We start from the raw sequence: 18,221 nt of genomic DNA on the forward strand, positions 1-18,221 counted from the left end.
TCTTTACTTTGTTTGTTTCTATAGTCTCTTAGTGTCTCATGAAAGAGATAATACTCATCTAGCCACAGACCTCCCTCGCTTATACGATGACTAATCTCACTTACTTCTTCATAGGGTTCTTTATCATATCTACGCTTCTGGCTTTCCTGCTTACGGATATAGTCTAGAATTCGATTCCGGAATTTAGTCTTAAAATATTTCCTTAAACGAGGAATATCTTCTAATAGATCTTCTTCTCTACTAATCAATTCATGCAAGCAAATCATACCCTCTTGGTCCCAATCCGATAGATCCCATAAATGAAGGTAATATTCATTTCTACACTTATATACAATCCCTTGGACTTCTTTATACAATTCTTCAATCATATTGTTCCCCTTTCTAGATACAGTCTAACAGATTCAGAAACACTTTTGGCACATTTCCCCCATTCTGTTCTCTACACTGCCTCAACTGCACAAAAAAGAGAGGGCAAGCCTCTCTCTGGGTTATAATTCTGCGATTTGGTTTAGGTTTACTTCTGCAACTGTGTCATTACCAAACATAGAGATAATCATCTTCACTTTATTGTTATCAATCTCTATAATCTTACCGGTATAATCTGCAAAAGCACCATCAATAATACGTACAGTTTGACCAACTTCAACATCGATATCAAACTCTTGTACAGTTTGTCCCATAGAAACCAAGATATCACGAATTTCTTGTTCCAATAATGGAGTTGGTTTTGATCTATTTCCGTGAGATCCGACGAATCCTGTAACATTTGGTGTATTTCGAACAACAAACCAAGCTTCATCTGTCATGACCATTTCTACAAGAACATAACCTGGAAAGCGATTTTCTTCTACTTCTTTTCTCTTTCCATTTTTTTCAACTTGCACTGTTTGTGTTGGAATTTCAACGCGTAGAATATTATCCAACATATTGTAGGTTTGTGCACGTTGTAATAGATTTTCTTTTACCTTATTTTCATAACCAGAATAAGTTTGTAAAACAAACCACCCTTTATCAAAACTATCCATGATATTTCCTTTCATAAATAGAAGATTTCTAGTGTAATTAACTCCACTAGCCTTCTAAAAAATGTTAATAAATCGAATCAAACCTGAAACAATCAACTGGTCAAAAATGTAAATAATTACTACAAAGAAAGCTGTGTATTCCATAATAGAACGAAAATCTCTCCAGCTTTCCTTGCGAGTTGGCCATGTTGTGTCTTTAAGAAGTCTAAAAATATCTCCAATAAAACGCATCGCTCTCTCCTATCTCGTTTCTCTGTGTGTAGTGTACTTACCACAATGCTTACAAAATTTATTTACTTCTAGTCGTGTAGGTTTGGGGTTTCCACTAATCTTGATTGAATAGTTTCTAGAACCACAAACCGCACAAGCTAGGCTTGCTTTTTTTAGTGCCATAACGCCTCCATCTTATCTATTATAACAAGAAAGCTAGGCTTTGACAAGCATCTTAACGAAATAGATTGACTACCGAATCCCATATCGTTTGAGCCTTTTCCTTAATTTTAGCATCTGAGATAGCACGGCTAGCCTCATCTACCAGATTTTGTGCACGACTTCTAATATCAGACAGGCTATTATCCGCCTGATTTTCTTCATTACTCTGTACTTGATTTCTTGTATTGGCTGGTGCAATTCCATTTTGCTTATAAGCATTTTCGACTGTAAAGGTACTTCCTGGCGTATAAGGTAAAATGGTATTTGCAATGTTTCTAAAGACATGGGCTGCACCGTTTGAAGTAGAGCCAGCTAGATAGTGGCTTTCATCAGTGGTAGGGAAACCAAGCCAGTGACTAATCACTACATCCGGAGTATAACCAATTACCCACTGGTCACTTGTGTATTCAGGATTGAAAACAGCTTCAGTTGTTCCAGTTTTTCCTGCCACGACATAGTCTGCAGGCGATGAACTAACACCGGTACCGTTGGTGAATGTCCCCAACATCATACTAGTCATCTTGTCAGCTACAGACTTATCAATCACCCGTTTTTGTGAATTTTTATGGCTCGCAATAACCTGCCCACTAGCATTTTCAATTCTACTAATAAAATGAGCTTCCGGCATTAAACCTTCATTTGCAAAAGCAGCATACGCTTGAGCCATTTGAAGAGGGTTGGTTTCAACACCGCTTCCCAAGGCGACACCAAGAACACGATCGACTTTTTCCATATTGAGTCCGAATTTTTCGCCCGCCTCAAAAGCCTTATCAACTCCCAAATCATTAACAGTGGCAACAGCAGGCAGATTAAGCGATTCTGCCAAGGCTTGATACATAGGAACTTCTCGACTCGTTTTGATCCCTGCATAGTTATCAACCTTATAGCTGTCATACTGCATAGTATGGTTATCCAACTGCTTATTCAAAGCCCAGCCAGCTTCAACTGCAGGCGTATAAACAACTAAAGGCTTAATTGTAGAACCAGGGCTACGTTTTGATTGAGTTGCATAGTTGAAATTCCGGAATCCAGTTTTATCATTGCCAGCAACCTGACCGACAACTCCACGAACTCCACCTGTTTTCGGTTCAAGAGCTACACTTCCTGATTGAGCAAATGTTCCATCCTCTGCCCTCGGAAATAGCGATGTATTTTCATAGACAACCTGCATATTTGCTTGATAGTTTTGATCTAGCTCTGTATAAATTCGGTAGCCATTATTGACAATTTCTTCCTCTGTTAGATTATACTTGGAAACGGCTTCGTTAACCACCGCATCAAAGTAAGAAGGATAGCGGTAATCTGAGATTTTTCCTTCATACTTATCGTGCAATTGCGAAGTCATATCAACTTCTGCAGCTTCGGTTTCTTGGTTTTTATCAATGTAACCCGCTGCAAGCATATTCTGCAAAACAGTATCGCGACGATTGGTAGAATCTTCTACAGAATTCAAAGGATTATACAGTTCCGGCCCCTTTAGCATTCCTGCCAGAGTCGCAGCTTGATCCAGACTCACTTCTGATGCAGAAACTCCAAAGTATTTCTTACTCGCATCTTCTACACCCCACACACCATTTCCAAAATAAGCGTTGTTAAGGTACATGGTTAGAATTTGATCCTTACTATATTTTTTTGTTAATTCTAAGGCAAGGAAAAATTCTTTTGCTTTTCTCTCGACAGTTTGATCCTGCGACAGATAGGCATTTTTAGCCAGCTGTTGGGTAATAGTAGAACCACCACCTGAACGACCAGCAGTGATAATCGCCAAGAAGAAACGGCCATAGTTAATTCCGTCATTTTTATAAAAAGAACGGTCTTCTGTCGCAATAACGGCGTTCTGCAAATTTTTACTGATATCAGTCAATTCAACATAAGTTCCTTTTTGACCAGACAAGGCACCAGCCTCCTTTTCTTCACGGTCAAAAATGAGAGTTCGAGTTTTCAAGGCATTTTGCAAATCATTGACATTGGTTGACTTGGCTACAGCAAACAAATAGGTTCCAACTAGCAAGCTTGCACTCAAACCTAGTATAAGGACAATCTTTGTTAGATGATAGCGACGCCAGAATTTTCGAATTGGACCTACTTGGGCTAATTTTTTTCGATCACTACGAGAGCGACGTAAGCTAGTAGAATCAGAGTCCTCTAGTTCACTTGTTTCTTTTTTAAAAAGAGAAAGAAATTTCTCAAATAATTTATCTAATTTCATGCGTTTATTTTATCATCTTCATCATAGGAAGACAAGAATTTAGCTATTTCCTATCCAAATAGGGCTTTTTTTGTTACAATATCTGTATGCAATTCACATTTACATTACCAGACTCTCTACCTCAAATGACGGTAAAGCAATTACTTGAGGAACAACTCCTCATCCCTAGAAAAATCCGTCATTTTTTGAGAATCAAGAAACATATTTTGATAAATCAGCGAGAAGTTCATTGGAACGAAATGGTAAGTCCTGGAGATGTTTGCCAGTTGACTTTTGACGAGGAAGATTATCCCGAAAAAGAAATCCCTTGGGGCAACCCAAACCTCGTTCAAGAAGTTTATCAAGATCAACACTTGATTATTGTCAACAAACCTGAGGGTATGAAAACACATGGTAACCAACCAAACGAAATCGCACTTCTTAACCATGTCAGTGCCTATGTCGGCCAAACCTGCTATGTCGTTCATCGTCTGGACATGGAAACCAGTGGTTTGGTTCTCTTTGCCAAAAATCCTTTTATCCTGCCTATTCTCAATCGCTTATTGGAGAAAAAAGAGATTTCTAGAGAATATTGGGCACAGGTTGACGGACATATCAACAGCAAAGAACTTGTTTTCAAAGACAAAATCGGACGTGATCGCCATGATCGCAGAAAACGAGTAGTTGATACAAAAAATGGCCAATATGCCGAAACACATGTAAGCAGATTAAAGCAATTCCCAAACAAGACTTCCTTGGTTCGTTGCAAACTAAAGACAGGGCGAACACATCAGATTCGCGTGCATCTCTCTCATCACAACCTCCCTATCCTGGGTGATCCTCTCTATAATAGCAAATCAAAAACAAATCGGCTTATGCTTCACGCCTTTCGACTGTCCTTTACCCATCCGCTTACATTAGAAAAGTTAAGTTTCACTACCCTTTCCGATACATTTGAAAAAGAATTAAAAAAGAATGGATGATTGTTGTGTCATCCATTTTTCAATATAAGAAAAGCAAGGCCAAGAGGCCTTGCTTTTTATCGACTCAAGAATTATTTAGCGATTTTTGCGAAGTATTCAAGAGTACGAACAAGTTGTGCAGTGTATGACATTTCGTTGTCGTACCATGATACAACTTTAACCAATTGTTTACCGTCAACGTCAAGAACTTTAGTTTGAGTTGCGTCAAACAATGAACCGTAAGACATACCTACGATATCTGAAGATACGATTGGATCTTCTGTGTAACCGTATGATTCGTTTGAAGCTGCTTTCATAGCTGCGTTCACTTCATCAACAGTAACGTTCTTTTCAAGAACTGCTACCAATTCAGTAACTGATCCAGTTGGAGTTGGAACGCGTTGTGCAGATCCGTCAAGTTTACCGTTCAATTCTGGGATTACAAGACCGATAGCTTTAGCAGCACCAGTTGAGTTAGGAACGATGTTTGCAGCACCAGCGCGAGCACGGCGAAGGTCACCACCACGGTGTGGTCCGTCAAGGATCATTTGGTCACCAGTGTAAGCGTGGATAGTAGTCATCAATCCTTCAACAACACCAAAGTTGTCTTGAAGAGCTTTAGCCATTGGAGCCAAGCAGTTTGTAGTACATGAAGCACCTGAGATAACTGTTTCAGTACCGTCAAGAACGTCGTGGTTAGTGTTGAATACAACTGTTTTAACGTCGTTTCCACCAGGAGCAGTGATAACAACTTTTTTAGCTCCACCTTTAAGGTGTTTTTCAGCTGCTTCTTTCTTAGCAAAGAAACCAGTAGCTTCAAGAACGATTTCTACACCGTCAGTAGCCCAGTCGATTTGTTCTGGATCACGTTCAGCAGAAACTTTAACGAATTTACCGTTAACTTCGAATCCACCTTCTTTAACTTCAACAGTACCGTCGAAACGACCTTGAGTTGTGTCGTATTTCAACAAGTGTGCAAGCATAACTGGATCTGTAAGGTCGTTGATGCGTGTAACTTCAACACCTTCTACGTTTTGGATACGACGGAAAGCAAGACGACCGATACGTCCGAAACCGTTAATACCAACTTTAACTACCATTAGTGATTTCCTCCTTATGAAAATCATGAAATTTTTATTGTGAAAAGAGTAACTTGAATCACTACAAATCACCTTTCAACAAACCTATTATATAACTATTTAAGTTTAATTGCAAGTACGGGCGTTGTTTTTTGTCTATACCCCACTTATTTTTCTTTTTCCTTGTCTGAAAGCCTATACTGCTGTCTTTCTTTGTCTACCTAGTCATTTCTCACTTTCCTTTTCAGATGAAAAGTGAAAACAGAAAAGCTAAAAATTATTTTCAATACTCCAATTCTACAAGAAAAGAGACAGGAAATTCCTGCCTCTAGGCTGATAAACAATTATTTACGGCGTCCTGGTCTTTCTTTGTAGCCATAGTAAGAATCTTCGATGATTTCTTGCATATGGTCAACCATTGGAAGACGTGGGTTAGCTGGTGAACATTGATCTTCATAAGCAAGGAAGGCCAATTCACGAGAATGTTCTTTCCATTCTTTTTCATCAATTCCTTGTGCTTTGAAGTTCATTTGGATACCTACGCGCTCACCAAGTTCGTAGACAGCTTTTGCGTAAGATTCCACACCTTCTTCTGGAGTAGAAGCTGGAAGGCCAAGCATGCGTGCGATATCTTGGTATTTTTCATCTGCACGGTAGTAGTTGTACTTAGGCCATGTTGCTGTCTTGGCTGGACGTGTACCGTTGTAGCGGATGACGTATGGAAGCAAGATAGCATTTGTACGACCATGGATTGTGTGGAATTGCGCACCAATCTTATGGGCCATTGAGTGAGAAATACCTAGGAAGGCATTGGCAAAGGCCATACCAGCGATTGTTGAAGCGTTATGCATTTTCTCACGTGAGTGGAAGTCCGCATTCTTAACTGAGCTTTCAAGGTTTTCGAATACAAGTTTAATTGCTTGAAGTGCAAGACCGTCAGTGTAGTCGCTAGCCATTTGGGATACGTAAGCTTCAGTTGCGTGAGTCAATACGTCCATACCAGTATCAGCAGCAACAAATCCAGGAACTGTCAATACCAAAGCAGGGTCTACGATTGCCACAGTTGGTGTCAATGAGTAGTCAGCGATTGGGTATTTACGGTTGTTTGCTTTATCAGAGATAACGGCAAATGGAGTTACTTCAGATCCTGTACCAGATGTAGTTGGGATCGCGATGAATTTAGTCTTCTTACCAAGCAATGGGAATTTGAAGGCACGTTTACGGATATCCATGAATTTTTGAACAAGGTCACGGAAGTCCACTTCTGGTTGTTCGTAGAAGAGCCACATTACTTTAGCAGCATCCATTGGAGATCCACCACCGAGAGCGATGATTGTATCTGGTTTGAAGGCACGCATAATCTCAGTACCACGGTTTACAGTTGTGATATCTGGATCTGGTTCTACATCAGCAAAGATTTGGTAAACAACCTTATTGCGACGAAGATCAAGTTGTTCAATGATACGATCAAGGAAACCAAGCTCTACCATGGCATGGTCAGTAACGATCATGACACGTTCTACGTCACGACATTTTTGAAGGTATTGAATTGAATCACGTTCAAAGTATGTTTTTGAAGGAAGTTTCATCCATTGCATGTTATTTCTCCGTCTTCCGACTTTTTTGATATTCAAGAGGTTAATGGCACTAACGTTATCCCCAACTGAGTTGCGTCCGTAAGAACCACATCCGAGTGTCAATGATGGCAAGAAGGCATTATAAACGTCCCCGATACCACCGAAAGTAGAAGGTGAGTTACAGATAACACGAATAGCTTTAACAGCTTTACCAAATTCTTTAGTCAATTCTTCGTCAGCTGTGTGGATAGCTGCTGAGTGTCCAAGACCGTTAAATTCAACCATTTGACGAGCCTTAGTAATTCCATCTTCACGGCTTTCAGATTTCAAAACTGCGATAACTGGTGACAATTTTTCACGAGTCAATGGCTCGTTTTCACCAACTTCTTTACATTCTGCAGCAAGAATGTTTGTTCCTTCTGGAACTGTAAATCCTGCTTGCTCTGCAATCCAAGTTGCTGGTTTACCAACGATGTCAGCGTTCAATTTTGCACCAGCACAGTTTTTACTGTTTGCTTTGACGCCGAAGCAGAATTCTTCGAGAAGTGCTTTTTCTTTTTTGTTTACAAAGTAAGTGTGATAAGATTTGAACTCTGCTACAAATTCATCGTAAATTTCTTTATCAATGATAACCGCTTGTTCAGATGCACAGACCATACCGTTGTCAAACGATTTAGACATGACGATATCGTGTGCAGCTTGACGAATGTTAGCTGATTTTTCAACATAAGCTGGCACGTTTCCGGCACCTACCCCAAGAGCTGGTTTACCACATGAGTATGCCGCTTTAACCATGGCATTACCACCCGTTGCAAGGATTGTTGCAATACCTTCGTGGTTCATAAGGGCACTTGTTGCTTCCATAGATGGTTGAGTAATCCATTGCACACAGTTTTCAGGAGCACCAGCTGCGATAGCTGCATCGCGGACGATACGAGCTGCATGAGCAGATGATTCTTGTGCTGATGGGTGGAAGGCAAAGACAATTGGATTACGTGTCTTCAATGAAATCAATGATTTGAAGATTGCTGTTGATGTTGGGTTTGTTGTTGGAGTGATACCACAAACAACACCAACTGGTTCAGCGATAAGAGTCAATCCTGTTACATCGTCTTCTTCGATAACGCCAACTGTTTTAGTGTGACGCATGTTGTTTACTACGTGTTCACAAGCAAACAAGTTCTTAGTTGCTTTGTCTTCAAATACACCACGTCCTGTTTCTTCATAGGCATGTAGAGCCAATTCTCCGTGGGCATCCAAAGCTGCCACTGACGCTTTAGCTACGATGTAGTCGACCTGTTCTTGGTCGAGTTTACGCATTTCCTCAAGAGCAACTAAAGCTTTTTGCACCAAGCCATCGACATGCTTTTCAGCAGCGAGTTTCTTTTCTTCTGGTGTCACAGTTTTTTTATCAGCCATATTTTCCTCCATAGCTTTCAAGGATTGATATCCTTTGTTAATTTTTTCACAAGTTTATTATAACGCATTATTTCAACTTTGTAAACAGTTTCACAAACATTTCACAAAGAATTTTTAAACCTTTGTGAAATTTTTCTCATTTCCTTTACTTATCAAGTTTTTTATTTAGAGATTGTGAAATTTATTTCAAATATTTTTTATTTCACAAGCTTGATTGGAAGAGGATCTTGGAAAGAGATAGATTTTCTAGTAAGCGCTTACTTTTAGATGCTAACAATACCTCCTTTGATAAGGAGGCTTTATTTTTGTTGAAAAACGCCTTGTTTAAAAGTCCCTTCATAAACGACTTCTTGTTCTGTTGTTAATTTTCCTTTTCCTTCAGCCTGACCATTTACAAAATCACCTTCGTAGGTCCAGCCTTCTTTAGATTGAAAGGTACCTTTTCCGTTGAAGGCTCCATTGTTGAAACCACCAGTATACTGGTCTCCATTTTGGAAGGTAATGGTACCTTGCCCATTCATTTTACCACGGACAAGACTGCCATCGTAAACAATGGTTCCATTATCAAGCTTTAGAACACCTTTTCCTGGAATATTTAGAAAAAAGACGAGTACAGCACAAAAAACAATGGTAACTACTGCCAAAAGCTCTAAACGTGGACGAGTCAGATAGACACGATACTTGTCGTAAAAATTCTTAAGATTTTCCATCTTCACTCCCCTTTTCTAAACGTTCTAACCAAGCTTGACAACCCTCTTGAACACGCTGATAGGTTTCCTCAAAATCTCCTGTATACCAAGGATCTGGAACACTTTCAGGTGCGAATGAGTAAATCTTATCTTTACAGTCTGCTGGACACATCTGACGTAAGTCAGAAACATTCGAAGCATCCATACCGATAATATAATCAAAGGCTTCAAAATCTTCCTTACTAATCTGAAGCGATGTCTTGCCTTTTTCATAAGGAATCTCATACTGTTGAAAAATCCCTTGAGTTCCCTTATGAATCGGATTACCATGTTCCCAAGAGGAAGTCGCTCGACTTTGGATTTCATAATTATCTGTCATTGATTTCATAACAAACTCGGCCATAGGGCTGCGACAAATATTTCCCAAACAGACAAAGACTAGTTTTTTCATCCCATTTCCTTTCTTTTATAGAAAAACGGGAGTTAGTAATCCCGCCTTATTTTTCAATTGCACCTTCGAGTGAAGCTGTTTCTTTCAGCGGTAATACTGTCTTGATAGCAGCTAGTTCAAAAGTCAAGTAAACTCCATCTACATCAAGAACAATCGTTCTCTTCTCAGTATCTACTTCATCAACTGTTCCGTAAAGTCCACCGATTGTAATAACCTCATAGCCTTTTTGTAATTTATTCAAGCTTTCCATACGTTTTTGTGCTTGTTTCTTTTGAGAGCGTTGCGTAAAGAACATCAAGCCCACCATAGCCACAAGAATGATTAAAAATGTATATTGTGATTCCATTATATTCTCCTTTGTCTTTTACATAGGACTACTATATCAAATTTCAGCTACTTTTACAAGATTGTGCCTTGTTTTTCTAGTAAGAAAAACCAGAGCTTGCGCCCTGATTTTTAGGATTATTTCAAATTTCGAACGACTTTTACAAGATTTTCGACAGTAAAGCCATATTCTGCCAATACTTTTGGTGCTGGGGCAGAGGCTCCGAAGGTATCAATACCAAGAACAGCACCATCTAGACCAACATATTTGTACCAGTTTTGAGTTGCACCCATTTCGACTGCAACACGACGGCGAACTGCATTTGGAAGAATTTCTTCCTTGTACGCTGCATCTTGTTTATCAAAGACATCTGTAGATGGCATGCTGACTACACGAACTTTTGCGCCTTGACTAGCCAATTCTTTGGCAGCTGAGACAGCAAGATTAACCTCTGAACCTGTTGCAATCAAGATTGTATCAAAGTCTGCTGCATTTTCGTAGACAACATAGGCACCTTTTGCAACCTTGTCAAAGTCTGTTCCCTCTTCAACAGTCAAGTTCTGACGTGTCAAGACAAGGGCAGTTGGCGTTTTCTCACTTGTCACTGCAAGGTACCAAGCTGCTTGAGTTTCACGCGCATCTGCTGGACGGAAAACATTCAGATTTGGCATGGCACGAAGACCTGCTAAATGCTCAACTGGTTCGTGCGTTGGACCGTCTTCCCCAACCGCGATTGAATCGTGGGTAAAGACATAAGTCACGGGAAGTCCTTGTAAGGCTGACAAGCGAACAGCTGCCTTCACATAGTCAGAGAAGACGAAGAAAGTTCCACCGTATACACGAAGTCCACCATGAAGAGCCATCCCGTTCAAGATTGTTCCCATGGCAAATTCACGAACACCAAACTGAATGTTGCGGTTCAAGCGGTTGGAATCGTCTTGAAGTCCGTCAGTCTTGATATAAGTCATGTTTGAGTGAGCAAGGTCCGCTGATCCACCTAGGAAGGTTGGTAACTTAGCCGCCACAACATTCAAGGCATCTTGGCTTGAATTACGAGTTGCTTGAGAGAAACCATTTTCTAAGGCTGGGAAGTCTGCTGGAGTCACTTCAACTGGATCACGTCCGTCGATGATGGCTTCTACTTCTGCTGCAAGTTCTGGATGAGCTTCTTTATAATCAGCAACTAATTTTGTCCAAGCTTCATAAGCTGATGCGCCACGGTCTGCAACATGTTCTTTGAAATCAGCATATACTCGTTCTGAGATTTCAAATGGTTCGTAGTCCCAACCAAGCGCTTGACGAGTTGCTACAGTTTCATCTGCTCCAAGAGGAGCACCGTGTACCGCATTAGTTCCTTGTTTATTTGGAGAACCGTATCCAATAACAGTCTTCACTTCAATCAAAGATGGTTTGCCTGAAGCTTTAGCCGCTTCAATAGCAGCATGGATTGCTTCCAAGTCTGTTCCATCTTCAACCAAGGCTGTATGCCAACCGTAAGCATTGTAACGGTCACGAACACTTTCTGTAAAGGAATCCTTTGTCTCACCATCCAAGTTGATGTCATTTGAATCATAAAGAACAACCAACTTGTCTAGTTTTTGCAAACCTGCGTATGAAGCCGCCTCACTTGAGACACCTTCCATCAAGTCTCCGTCTCCACAGATAACGTAAGTATAGTGGTCAAAGATATTGTAGCCTTCGCGGTTATATTTGGCTGCCAAGAAACGTTCTGCCTGGGCAAAACCAGTGGCAGTTGAAATCCCTTGACCTAAAGGACCTGTTGTAGCATCAATTCCTGCTGTATGACCAAATTCTGGGTGACCTGGTGTTTTTGAACCCCATTGACGGAAGCTCTTGATCTCATCCATACTAACATCTTCAAAGCCAGAAAGGTGAAGAAGGGCATAAAGAAGCATTGAACCATGACCAGCTGAAAGAATAAAACGGTCGCGGTTAATCCAGTTTGGTTGAGCTGGATTGATACGAAGTTGTTTTGTAAAGAGGCTGTAAGCCATCGGAGCCGCTCCCATAACCACACCTGGGTGACCTGAGTTGGCTTTGTTGATAGCGTCAATACCTAGGAAACGGATTGCATTAACAGATAGATTCGACATAGAATTTCCTTTCTATTTGAGGTGATTAGTGAATCACACATTCTATTTTACTATTATATGAAAAAATACATAGAATAGCAATTAAACAATTCGATGTAAATAAGTATTCTATTTGCTATCCTCTAGTCGCCTGATAGTAGGGAAGTAAGCGTTCATAAGCATCTTCTAATTTTTCTAAAATCACTTCTAATGATTGATTTTCAATAAAAGAAACATCTGCTTTAACTAACACTTTTCGGATTTCTTGACTGCCTACCTTCTTGACTAAGATCTGACGATTTTCTTCGTTCGCCTCCCACCGTTGACTTTGGCCATCAGAGTAGACTAGATAATAAATCCCTTCAACGGTTGGAATTTCTAAAACTTTGGCCTGCTTGCCTAGAGTTTGCTCATCTTTCTTGCGCTCGATGAAACTGACTTCTAAGGAAACACCAAAATCAGAGGGTACTCCATACAAACGAAGAGCCAACATAGGTTCTGTCACTTTCCCCTCACGCTGTAGATAAACCCAGAAGTGCGGTCGCAAGCGCTGCGCTTGGTTCATCCACTGGCTAGTCTGTTGGAGTTGCCATTTTGGATGGCTTGCTTGAAAGGCTTTGGCTAGCTCTGTAAAAGCCTTTCTGGCCTCTTGACCTTTGTGGCGGAATGCCAGCATCTTCTCTCGCTCTGCTCCCGCCTTATCAGGATTACGGTACTGCAAACCAGCAAAGTCTAAATAATCTCTTATCTTATTCAACATTAGTTTAATCTCCTCCAGCTAGCAAAAAATCAGGATAACCCTGATTTTACTTATTCTGTATCTACGACAACATAACGATTTGGCTCATCACCCTCAGAGTAACTAGTCACGCCATCCATACGTGAAATAATACGATGAATAATCTTGCGTTCACTATTTGACATAGGATCTGTTTGATGACTACGTCCTTCTTCTAAAACACGAGCCGCCAATTTTTGCGCATAGGTCTGCAAGACTTCTGCACGGTGTTCAACATAATCATTGACATTAATAGTAATGTAGAAGGTTCTTGAATAGCGGTTATAAAGATAATTTTGAGCCAATAACTGCAAGGCTTTCAATACTTTACCATGATAACCGATAATACGCCCTGGCTCATTTGTATCAATTTGTAAATTGATGCTACGACGGTTATAATCATTTGAAATCGTCGCCTCAACGTCCATATCATCAATGATTGTCTGGACATAAGTCGTTACTTCCGTAGCTACTTGTTCAATGTCAAAACTCGGTTCAACCTTTAAGCCCAAATCTTCTAATTCTTGACTTTCAGTTCGTTCAGCTTGAGTCTCGACAATAGGAGTTTCTACTTCTTCTCCGAAACCAGCTTCTTCAAGCTGTAATTCATTTAAAATCTCAATGTGCCCAGTTTCTTCTAAGATGGTGCTAGCATGTTTTTCATTTTTCAAGATTTCAGCCTTGACTTCATCAGAAACCCCTTGGCCTTCTTCTTCAATCTTTTTAATCGCTTCTACAACATAACCCAAATCAACGGTTGCTTCACTGACCGTTTTGACCGGTTCATTTTGTTCATTGATTTCTTTAGGAACACCCTTAATAGCTTGTTGATTTGCTTTAATGACAGTTGTTTCACTAATAGCTTCAATGTCAACTTGAGCTGGTTTTTTACCAAATAAACCAAGAAATCCTTTTTTCTCGCGAGAAATGACTTTGATATGAGCCTTCATTCTTGGAATATCTAATTCTTTCAATCCTTTCTGGATTGCTTCTTCAACAGTTGAACCTGTAAATACTCCCATTACCAGATTCCTCCTTATTATTTCGTTTTCTGAGCCTTTTTCTTGGCTTTTCTTTTTCTATTTTCCAAATCTTTCTGTGCCTGAGCTACCGCCTCGCGCTCTGCAATAATCTTGAATGGATTGTTCAAGAAATAGGTTTGCAAGACTTGATAAGCATTGGACACTGCCCAGTAGAGAGCGACTCCGCTCGGAGCATAAACCCCAAAGATAAAGATTAAGACTGGAATACCATACATCATCGCAGTCGTAGCGCCATTACGCTCAGACAAGGCTTTATTAGACAGCCAAGTACTTAAAAAGGTAAATACAGCTGCTAAAATCGGAAGAACAAGGGTTGTATCCACACCACCAAGGTTAATCCATAAGAAATGACCTGTCTTTAAAAAGTCAACTCTTGATAGAGCTTGGAACAAAGCCAAGATAACCGGCATCTGAATCAAAATCGGCCAAAGAGAATCTGACTGTCTGACACCCATTTCTTTAAAGACTTTACGCATTTCTTGCTCTAGCTTGGTTCTGCTTTCCATATCTCGACCTGGATATTGTTCTCGAAGCGCCTTAATGCGAGGTTGAGCTTCCTGCATTTTTCTGGATGCCACCATTTGCACTTGGAAAACTGGCAAGAGGACTGTACGAATCAAGATCGTAAAGAGAATAATCCCTACTCCGATACTGATATCAAACGATAAAAAGCGAATGATTTCCGCAAAGAAGTAAACAAATTTACTCCAAAAATCAGCCGAATCGGCTGTGATATCGCTAGTTGCCCCATTTGTTGCACATGCTGTCATGATCAATAGAGACAGTCCTAGCAAACTAGTCAACTGTAGTTTCTTTTTCACTCCCATTTCCTTCCTGGTAAATCTTTGATAATTTTAATACGTGGAGTAGATTTTTCTCCATCTCTGCGTATCCCAAGGTTTCAACCCCTTTTCGAGCAATGACAACAAAATCAACATTTTCTTCCAGACTCCCTTTTGCATTCTGGATAATATGTCTAATTCGTCGCTTAATTTGATTTCTAGTGACGGCATTCCCAAGTTTTTTGCTAACTGATAGACCTACTCGAAAATGTTTTTTCTGGTTTTCCAATTGGTAGACAACAAATTTGCGGTTAGCAAAACTTGTCCCCTCCTTGAAAATCGCCTTAAAATCTTTCTCTCTTTTTACACGAAAGTTTTTCTTCAAAACTCAACTCCATCTATTAAATTACTACTATTATACCATATTTTTCAAAAAAGCCAATCATAGCAAGGTTTTGGACAATTTCACCATAAAAAGAAGTTGGAAAAATCTCTTTCCCAACTCCTTGTACGGAATATTTTTACTAGTTTTACTTATTTTTTCAAGCGTTCAACGTCACGGGCAATAACTAGCTCTTCATCTGTTGGAATAACCAATACACGGATCTTCGCTGCCTCTGTTGAGATGTCTCCTGTCACACCAAAGACGTTCTTTTCTGGGTCAACATCACAACCAAACCAAGAGATACCTGAGATAACATCTTCACGTACATTTGCTGCATTTTCACCGATACCTGCAGTAAAGATAATAGCATCTGCTCCATTTAGGACCGCAAGGTATTGACCGATATGTTTTTGGATACGGTCAACATACATTTCATAAGCCAAAGTGGCATCGTGGTCCCCTTCTTCCATAGCAGCAATCACATCACGCATATCACTGGATTTACCTGAAACCCCCATTAGTCCTGATTCACGATTAAGGATGTGACTAATGTCTTCAGGAGTATTAAAGTCCTCTGTATATTGCATTAAGTAAGGAATGATAGCTGGGTCAATATCTCCTGTACGAGTTCCCATCATCACACCACCAAGTGGAGTGAATCCCATTGAAGTATCAACAGATTGACCGCCCTTAACTGCTGTAATAGAAGCACCATTACCGATGTGGCAAGTAATCAATTTTAAATCTTCTAATGGACGTCCCAAGAGTTTTGCAGCTTCTCCTGCTACAAACTGGTGACTTGTACCGTGGGCACCATATTTACGAACCTTGTTTTCTGTGTAATATTTTGTTGGTAGAGGGTAGCGATAAGCTTTCTCTGGCATAGTTGTGTGGAATGAAGTATCAAAAACAACTACACTGGTGATGTCTGGCAACAATTCCTTGAAGGCACGAACACCTGCTGCATTAGCTGGATTGTGGAGAGGAGCCAACAAGCTCAACTCTTCAACTTTTTCTAAAACATCTCCCTCAACAACTGTTGATTCTTTGAAATATTCTCCACCTGCAACAACACGGTGTCCAACACCTGTAATCTCGTCATAAGCCTTGATAATATCGAAACGAATCAAGTCATCCAATAAAATTTTAACGGCTTGTGTATGATTTTCGATATCCAAAATTTGTTGTTCAGAACGGCCGTCAAATTTTACAGTTGAAATTGAATCTTTCAAACCGATACGTTCAATCAAGCCTTTCGCCAATACTTTTTCTTCTGGCATTAAGTATAATTGCCATTTCAAACTTGAACTTCCTGCATTGATTGCAATTGTTTTTGTCATAACATGATACCCCTTTTTAAGCGTTTTCATCTATTATAACAAAATCTATTTTATATTTCAGTACCTTGAGTCCATTTTTGAAAATTTTCTTTAAATTTCATTAAAACACTTGCATCTTGTAAGCTAGCAAGTGGATAAACAAAAGGCTCTACTGCTATTTCATTTTTCTTCTGTAAGATAAAAATAGTCTTAGATTGTTTAGCATTAGCAAAGAGATTTTCAGGCAGACTAATCATAGCAACCAGACTTGCCTCTTCTTTCAACCACTCTTTCAACAAGTCACTTTGAGGACTGGTCAACAAATCACTCGGAGCGAGAAAAATAGCGTATCCGTCTGACTTGAGATACTTAAGTCCTTGTTCCATGAGCAAGTGATGGGCGTAAGTATGTTCTTGACTAGAAGCAACTTGATGGCGCGACGCAACGGCATCATCAGGATAATAGCCGACAGGCAAGTCGCTGATGACCACATCGCTTTCTTTGAGCATTTGTGGACGAACGGCATCTCCTTGGACAAAGCCAGCCTGCAAACCAATTACATCTGCCATGCTTGCTGCCAAATCAATCAGCAAATCATCCACTTCCATTCCCAAGTAATCCACTTTTTTATCAAGCGAGGTCAAGAAAGTAGCGCCCAAAATTCCCATCCCAGAACCCATTTCGAGGATCGTAATCTCCTCCTCTTTAAACAACTCTTCCACAATAAACACCAAAAGTAAAGCAATAGCATCCGGTGTAAACTGGTGATTGGCCTGCAAGGGTTCTGTTTGCCCAGCCTTCATCAAGAGAAACTGGTAGGTCTTGAGCCACTCTTCTTTGCGTAGTGCTAAACGCTTAAGGGCTTGATTGCTGTCTTTGACCTGCTCTAACTCAGTCTCACCATCCAAATAGATGCTGTTTTGCTCCACCAGGGCGTCATAAAAGTTGGTCGCCAAATCACTTTGGATGACTTGGACATTCTCTAGTAAATACGTATAAGCTTGTTCAATTTTTTCAAAATCCATATTCCTATCTTATCAAATTTCCCTTCTTTTTTCCATCCTTATAGAAAAATCACTCCCTGACTAGGCGAGTGATTTTTGGGCTACTGTTAAAAAGAGTTCTGAGTAATTTCCTTGAAACAGGTCTTCAGCGCTATAGAGGATCTGACTATGCACAGATGAAAAACCAAACTGGGCTAGATTGTTTTCCAGTTCAACCAATTCAAATCCATGATGGTTAGCTTCTGTCTTGGTAAAATCAGCAAGTAAAAGTTGTCCGTTTTCTCTCAGATGTTGATGAAACAGTGAGAGAGTCGCATCCAAATCAGGCATATGATGAAGAACACGACAAACAACAATGAGATCAAACTCTTGCTTCAAGGGATTTTTCAATAAATCTTGCTCCAAAAACTGGATATTCTTGATGTCTTGCTGCTCCGCTTTCAAACGAGCTTGCTCCAGCATTTTCTCAGAAATGTCTACAAGAGTGACAGATTTAGCCTGCTTGGCTAGGGGCAAGGTTAACAAACCCGTCCCTCCGCCGAAATCCAAAATTTCTTTGTCTGATAGAAGATCAATCTGTTTCTCAACTGCTTGACAAACCAAGTTTGCAAGAAAGATATTTTTAGGGGAATCGAAAGTTTCTGCTTTGTGGTTAAAATCATGTTTCATA

General features: G+C 40.1%; 19 protein-coding genes. 1 reads left to right on the forward strand and 18 read right to left on the reverse strand.

The annotated features are described in order from the left end of the window. The 5 genes from O3616_RS08120 to pbp2a form a co-directional block, all read right to left on the reverse strand. Positions 1–368, reverse strand: a 368-nt coding sequence (locus tag O3616_RS08120) for a sigma-70 family RNA polymerase sigma factor (protein ID WP_371638589.1), incomplete at its 3' end; no start/stop codon positions are given. 120 nt (positions 369–488) lie between these two features. Further along, complete coding sequence (gene nusG, locus O3616_RS08125; protein ID WP_049486629.1) at positions 489–1,025, reverse strand: transcription termination/antitermination protein NusG; 537 nt, start codon at positions 1,023–1,025, stop codon at positions 489–491. A 54-nt stretch (positions 1,026–1,079) separates the two neighbouring features. After that, positions 1,080–1,256 carry a preprotein translocase subunit SecE gene (secE, locus tag O3616_RS08130; RefSeq protein WP_001210991.1) on the reverse strand — a complete coding sequence of 59 codons (177 nt, stop codon included), beginning with the start codon at positions 1,254–1,256 and terminating at the stop codon, positions 1,080–1,082. Between the two features lie 9 nt (positions 1,257–1,265). Further along, positions 1,266–1,418 carry a 50S ribosomal protein L33 gene (rpmG, locus tag O3616_RS08135; protein ID WP_001809375.1) on the reverse strand — a complete coding sequence of 51 codons (153 nt, stop codon included), beginning with the start codon at positions 1,416–1,418 and terminating at the stop codon, positions 1,266–1,268. Between the two features lie 52 nt (positions 1,419–1,470). Continuing rightward, positions 1,471–3,666 carry a penicillin-binding protein PBP2A gene (gene pbp2a / locus O3616_RS08140; protein ID WP_371638590.1) on the reverse strand — a complete coding sequence of 732 codons (2,196 nt, stop codon included), beginning with the start codon at positions 3,664–3,666 and terminating at the stop codon, positions 1,471–1,473. A gap of 86 nt (positions 3,667–3,752) precedes the next feature. Between pbp2a and O3616_RS08145 the strand changes: the two genes are divergently transcribed. Beyond that, entirely contained in the window at positions 3,753–4,628 is an 876-nt protein-coding gene (locus O3616_RS08145) for an RluA family pseudouridine synthase (RefSeq protein WP_371638591.1), read from the forward strand. Between the two features lie 71 nt (positions 4,629–4,699). On the opposite strand, the gene gap is transcribed toward O3616_RS08145, so the two are convergent. The 13 genes from gap to O3616_RS08210 form a co-directional block, all read right to left on the reverse strand. Then, entirely contained in the window at positions 4,700–5,707 is a 1,008-nt protein-coding gene (gene gap, locus O3616_RS08150) for a type I glyceraldehyde-3-phosphate dehydrogenase (RefSeq protein ID WP_000260685.1), read from the reverse strand. 323 nt (positions 5,708–6,030) lie between these two features. Next, positions 6,031–8,682 carry a bifunctional acetaldehyde-CoA/alcohol dehydrogenase gene (gene adhE, locus O3616_RS08155; protein ID WP_115904675.1) on the reverse strand — a complete coding sequence of 884 codons (2,652 nt, stop codon included), beginning with the start codon at positions 8,680–8,682 and terminating at the stop codon, positions 6,031–6,033. Between the two features lie 299 nt (positions 8,683–8,981). Continuing rightward, entirely contained in the window at positions 8,982–9,392 is a 411-nt protein-coding gene (locus O3616_RS08160) for an MORN repeat-containing protein (protein ID WP_070482056.1), read from the reverse strand. After that, the gene (locus tag O3616_RS08165; RefSeq protein ID WP_042749889.1) at positions 9,379–9,822 is read right to left on the reverse strand and encodes a low molecular weight protein-tyrosine-phosphatase; all 444 of its coding nucleotides are present in this window, start codon (positions 9,820–9,822) and stop codon (positions 9,379–9,381) included. The genes O3616_RS08160 and O3616_RS08165 overlap by 14 nt, the downstream gene beginning before the upstream one ends. Before the next feature lie 46 nt (positions 9,823–9,868). Then, on the reverse strand, positions 9,869–10,168 hold the full coding sequence (gene yajC, locus O3616_RS08170) for a preprotein translocase subunit YajC (protein ID WP_000445811.1): 300 nt from the start codon (positions 10,166–10,168) through the stop codon (positions 9,869–9,871). 116 nt (positions 10,169–10,284) lie between these two features. Then, positions 10,285–12,261: a transketolase gene (gene tkt, locus O3616_RS08175; protein WP_371638592.1), complete on the reverse strand. Its 1,977-nt coding sequence runs from the start codon at positions 12,259–12,261 to the stop codon at positions 10,285–10,287. 115 nt (positions 12,262–12,376) lie between these two features. After that, on the reverse strand, positions 12,377–13,000 hold the full coding sequence (locus tag O3616_RS08180) for an HI_0552 family protein (RefSeq protein ID WP_371638593.1): 624 nt from the start codon (positions 12,998–13,000) through the stop codon (positions 12,377–12,379). A 50-nt stretch (positions 13,001–13,050) separates the two neighbouring features. After that, positions 13,051–14,040, reverse strand: coding sequence for an RNA-binding cell elongation regulator Jag/EloR (jag, locus tag O3616_RS08185; RefSeq protein WP_371638594.1), 990 nt, complete (start codon positions 14,038–14,040; stop codon positions 13,051–13,053). A 17-nt stretch (positions 14,041–14,057) separates the two neighbouring features. After that, a complete protein-coding gene (locus O3616_RS08190; protein ID WP_207203425.1) occupies positions 14,058–14,882 on the reverse strand; it encodes a membrane protein insertase YidC in 825 nt (274 codons plus the stop codon). Beyond that, on the reverse strand, positions 14,857–15,228 hold the full coding sequence (gene rnpA, locus O3616_RS08195; protein ID WP_261021058.1) for a ribonuclease P protein component: 372 nt from the start codon (positions 15,226–15,228) through the stop codon (positions 14,857–14,859). The genes O3616_RS08190 and rnpA overlap by 26 nt, the downstream gene beginning before the upstream one ends. A 149-nt stretch (positions 15,229–15,377) precedes the next feature. Further along, positions 15,378–16,568, reverse strand: coding sequence for an acetate kinase (locus O3616_RS08200; protein WP_049552214.1), 1,191 nt, complete (start codon positions 16,566–16,568; stop codon positions 15,378–15,380). 50 nt (positions 16,569–16,618) lie between these two features. After that, on the reverse strand, positions 16,619–17,572 hold the full coding sequence (locus O3616_RS08205; protein WP_371638595.1) for a class I SAM-dependent methyltransferase: 954 nt from the start codon (positions 17,570–17,572) through the stop codon (positions 16,619–16,621). 60 nt (positions 17,573–17,632) lie between these two features. After that, positions 17,633–18,220 carry a class I SAM-dependent methyltransferase gene (locus O3616_RS08210; protein WP_371638596.1) on the reverse strand — a complete coding sequence of 196 codons (588 nt, stop codon included), beginning with the start codon at positions 18,218–18,220 and terminating at the stop codon, positions 17,633–17,635. Position 18,221 lies beyond the last annotated feature (1 nt).

It is taken from the genome of Streptococcus sp. 27098_8_86, from assembly GCF_041432595.1.
Classification (GTDB): Bacteria; Bacillota; Bacilli; order Lactobacillales; family Streptococcaceae; genus Streptococcus; species Streptococcus pneumoniae_F.

Bases quoted from the DNA above. Each gene is read 5' to 3' on its own strand.
- nusG (WP_049486629.1), bottom strand. From the start codon at position 1,025: ATGGATAGTTTTGATAAAGGGTGGTTTGTTTTACAAACTTATTCTGGT.
- secE (WP_001210991.1), bottom strand. From the start codon at position 1,256: ATGCGTTTTATTGGAGATATTTTTAGACTTCTTAAAGACACAACATGG.
- rpmG (WP_001809375.1), bottom strand. From the start codon at position 1,418: ATGGCACTAAAAAAAGCAAGCCTAGCTTGTGCGGTTTGTGGTTCTAGA.
- pbp2a (WP_371638590.1), bottom strand. From the start codon at position 3,666: ATGAAATTAGATAAATTATTTGAGAAATTTCTTTCTCTTTTTAAAAAA.
- O3616_RS08145 (WP_371638591.1), top strand. From the start codon at position 3,753: ATGCAATTCACATTTACATTACCAGACTCTCTACCTCAAATGACGGTA.
- gap (WP_000260685.1), bottom strand. From the start codon at position 5,707: ATGGTAGTTAAAGTTGGTATTAACGGTTTCGGACGTATCGGTCGTCTT.
- adhE (WP_115904675.1), bottom strand. From the start codon at position 8,682: ATGGCTGATAAAAAAACTGTGACACCAGAAGAAAAGAAACTCGCTGCT.
- O3616_RS08160 (WP_070482056.1), bottom strand. From the start codon at position 9,392: ATGGAAAATCTTAAGAATTTTTACGACAAGTATCGTGTCTATCTGACT.
- O3616_RS08165 (WP_042749889.1), bottom strand. From the start codon at position 9,822: ATGAAAAAACTAGTCTTTGTCTGTTTGGGAAATATTTGTCGCAGCCCT.
- yajC (WP_000445811.1), bottom strand. From the start codon at position 10,168: ATGGAATCACAATATACATTTTTAATCATTCTTGTGGCTATGGTGGGC.
- tkt (WP_371638592.1), bottom strand. From the start codon at position 12,261: ATGTCGAATCTATCTGTTAATGCAATCCGTTTCCTAGGTATTGACGCT.
- O3616_RS08180 (WP_371638593.1), bottom strand. From the start codon at position 13,000: ATGTTGAATAAGATAAGAGATTATTTAGACTTTGCTGGTTTGCAGTAC.
- jag (WP_371638594.1), bottom strand. From the start codon at position 14,040: ATGGGAGTATTTACAGGTTCAACTGTTGAAGAAGCAATCCAGAAAGGA.
- O3616_RS08200 (WP_049552214.1), bottom strand. From the start codon at position 16,568: ATGACAAAAACAATTGCAATCAATGCAGGAAGTTCAAGTTTGAAATGG.
- O3616_RS08205 (WP_371638595.1), bottom strand. From the start codon at position 17,572: ATGGATTTTGAAAAAATTGAACAAGCTTATACGTATTTACTAGAGAAT.
- O3616_RS08210 (WP_371638596.1), bottom strand. From the start codon at position 18,220: ATGAAACATGATTTTAACCACAAAGCAGAAACTTTCGATTCCCCTAAA.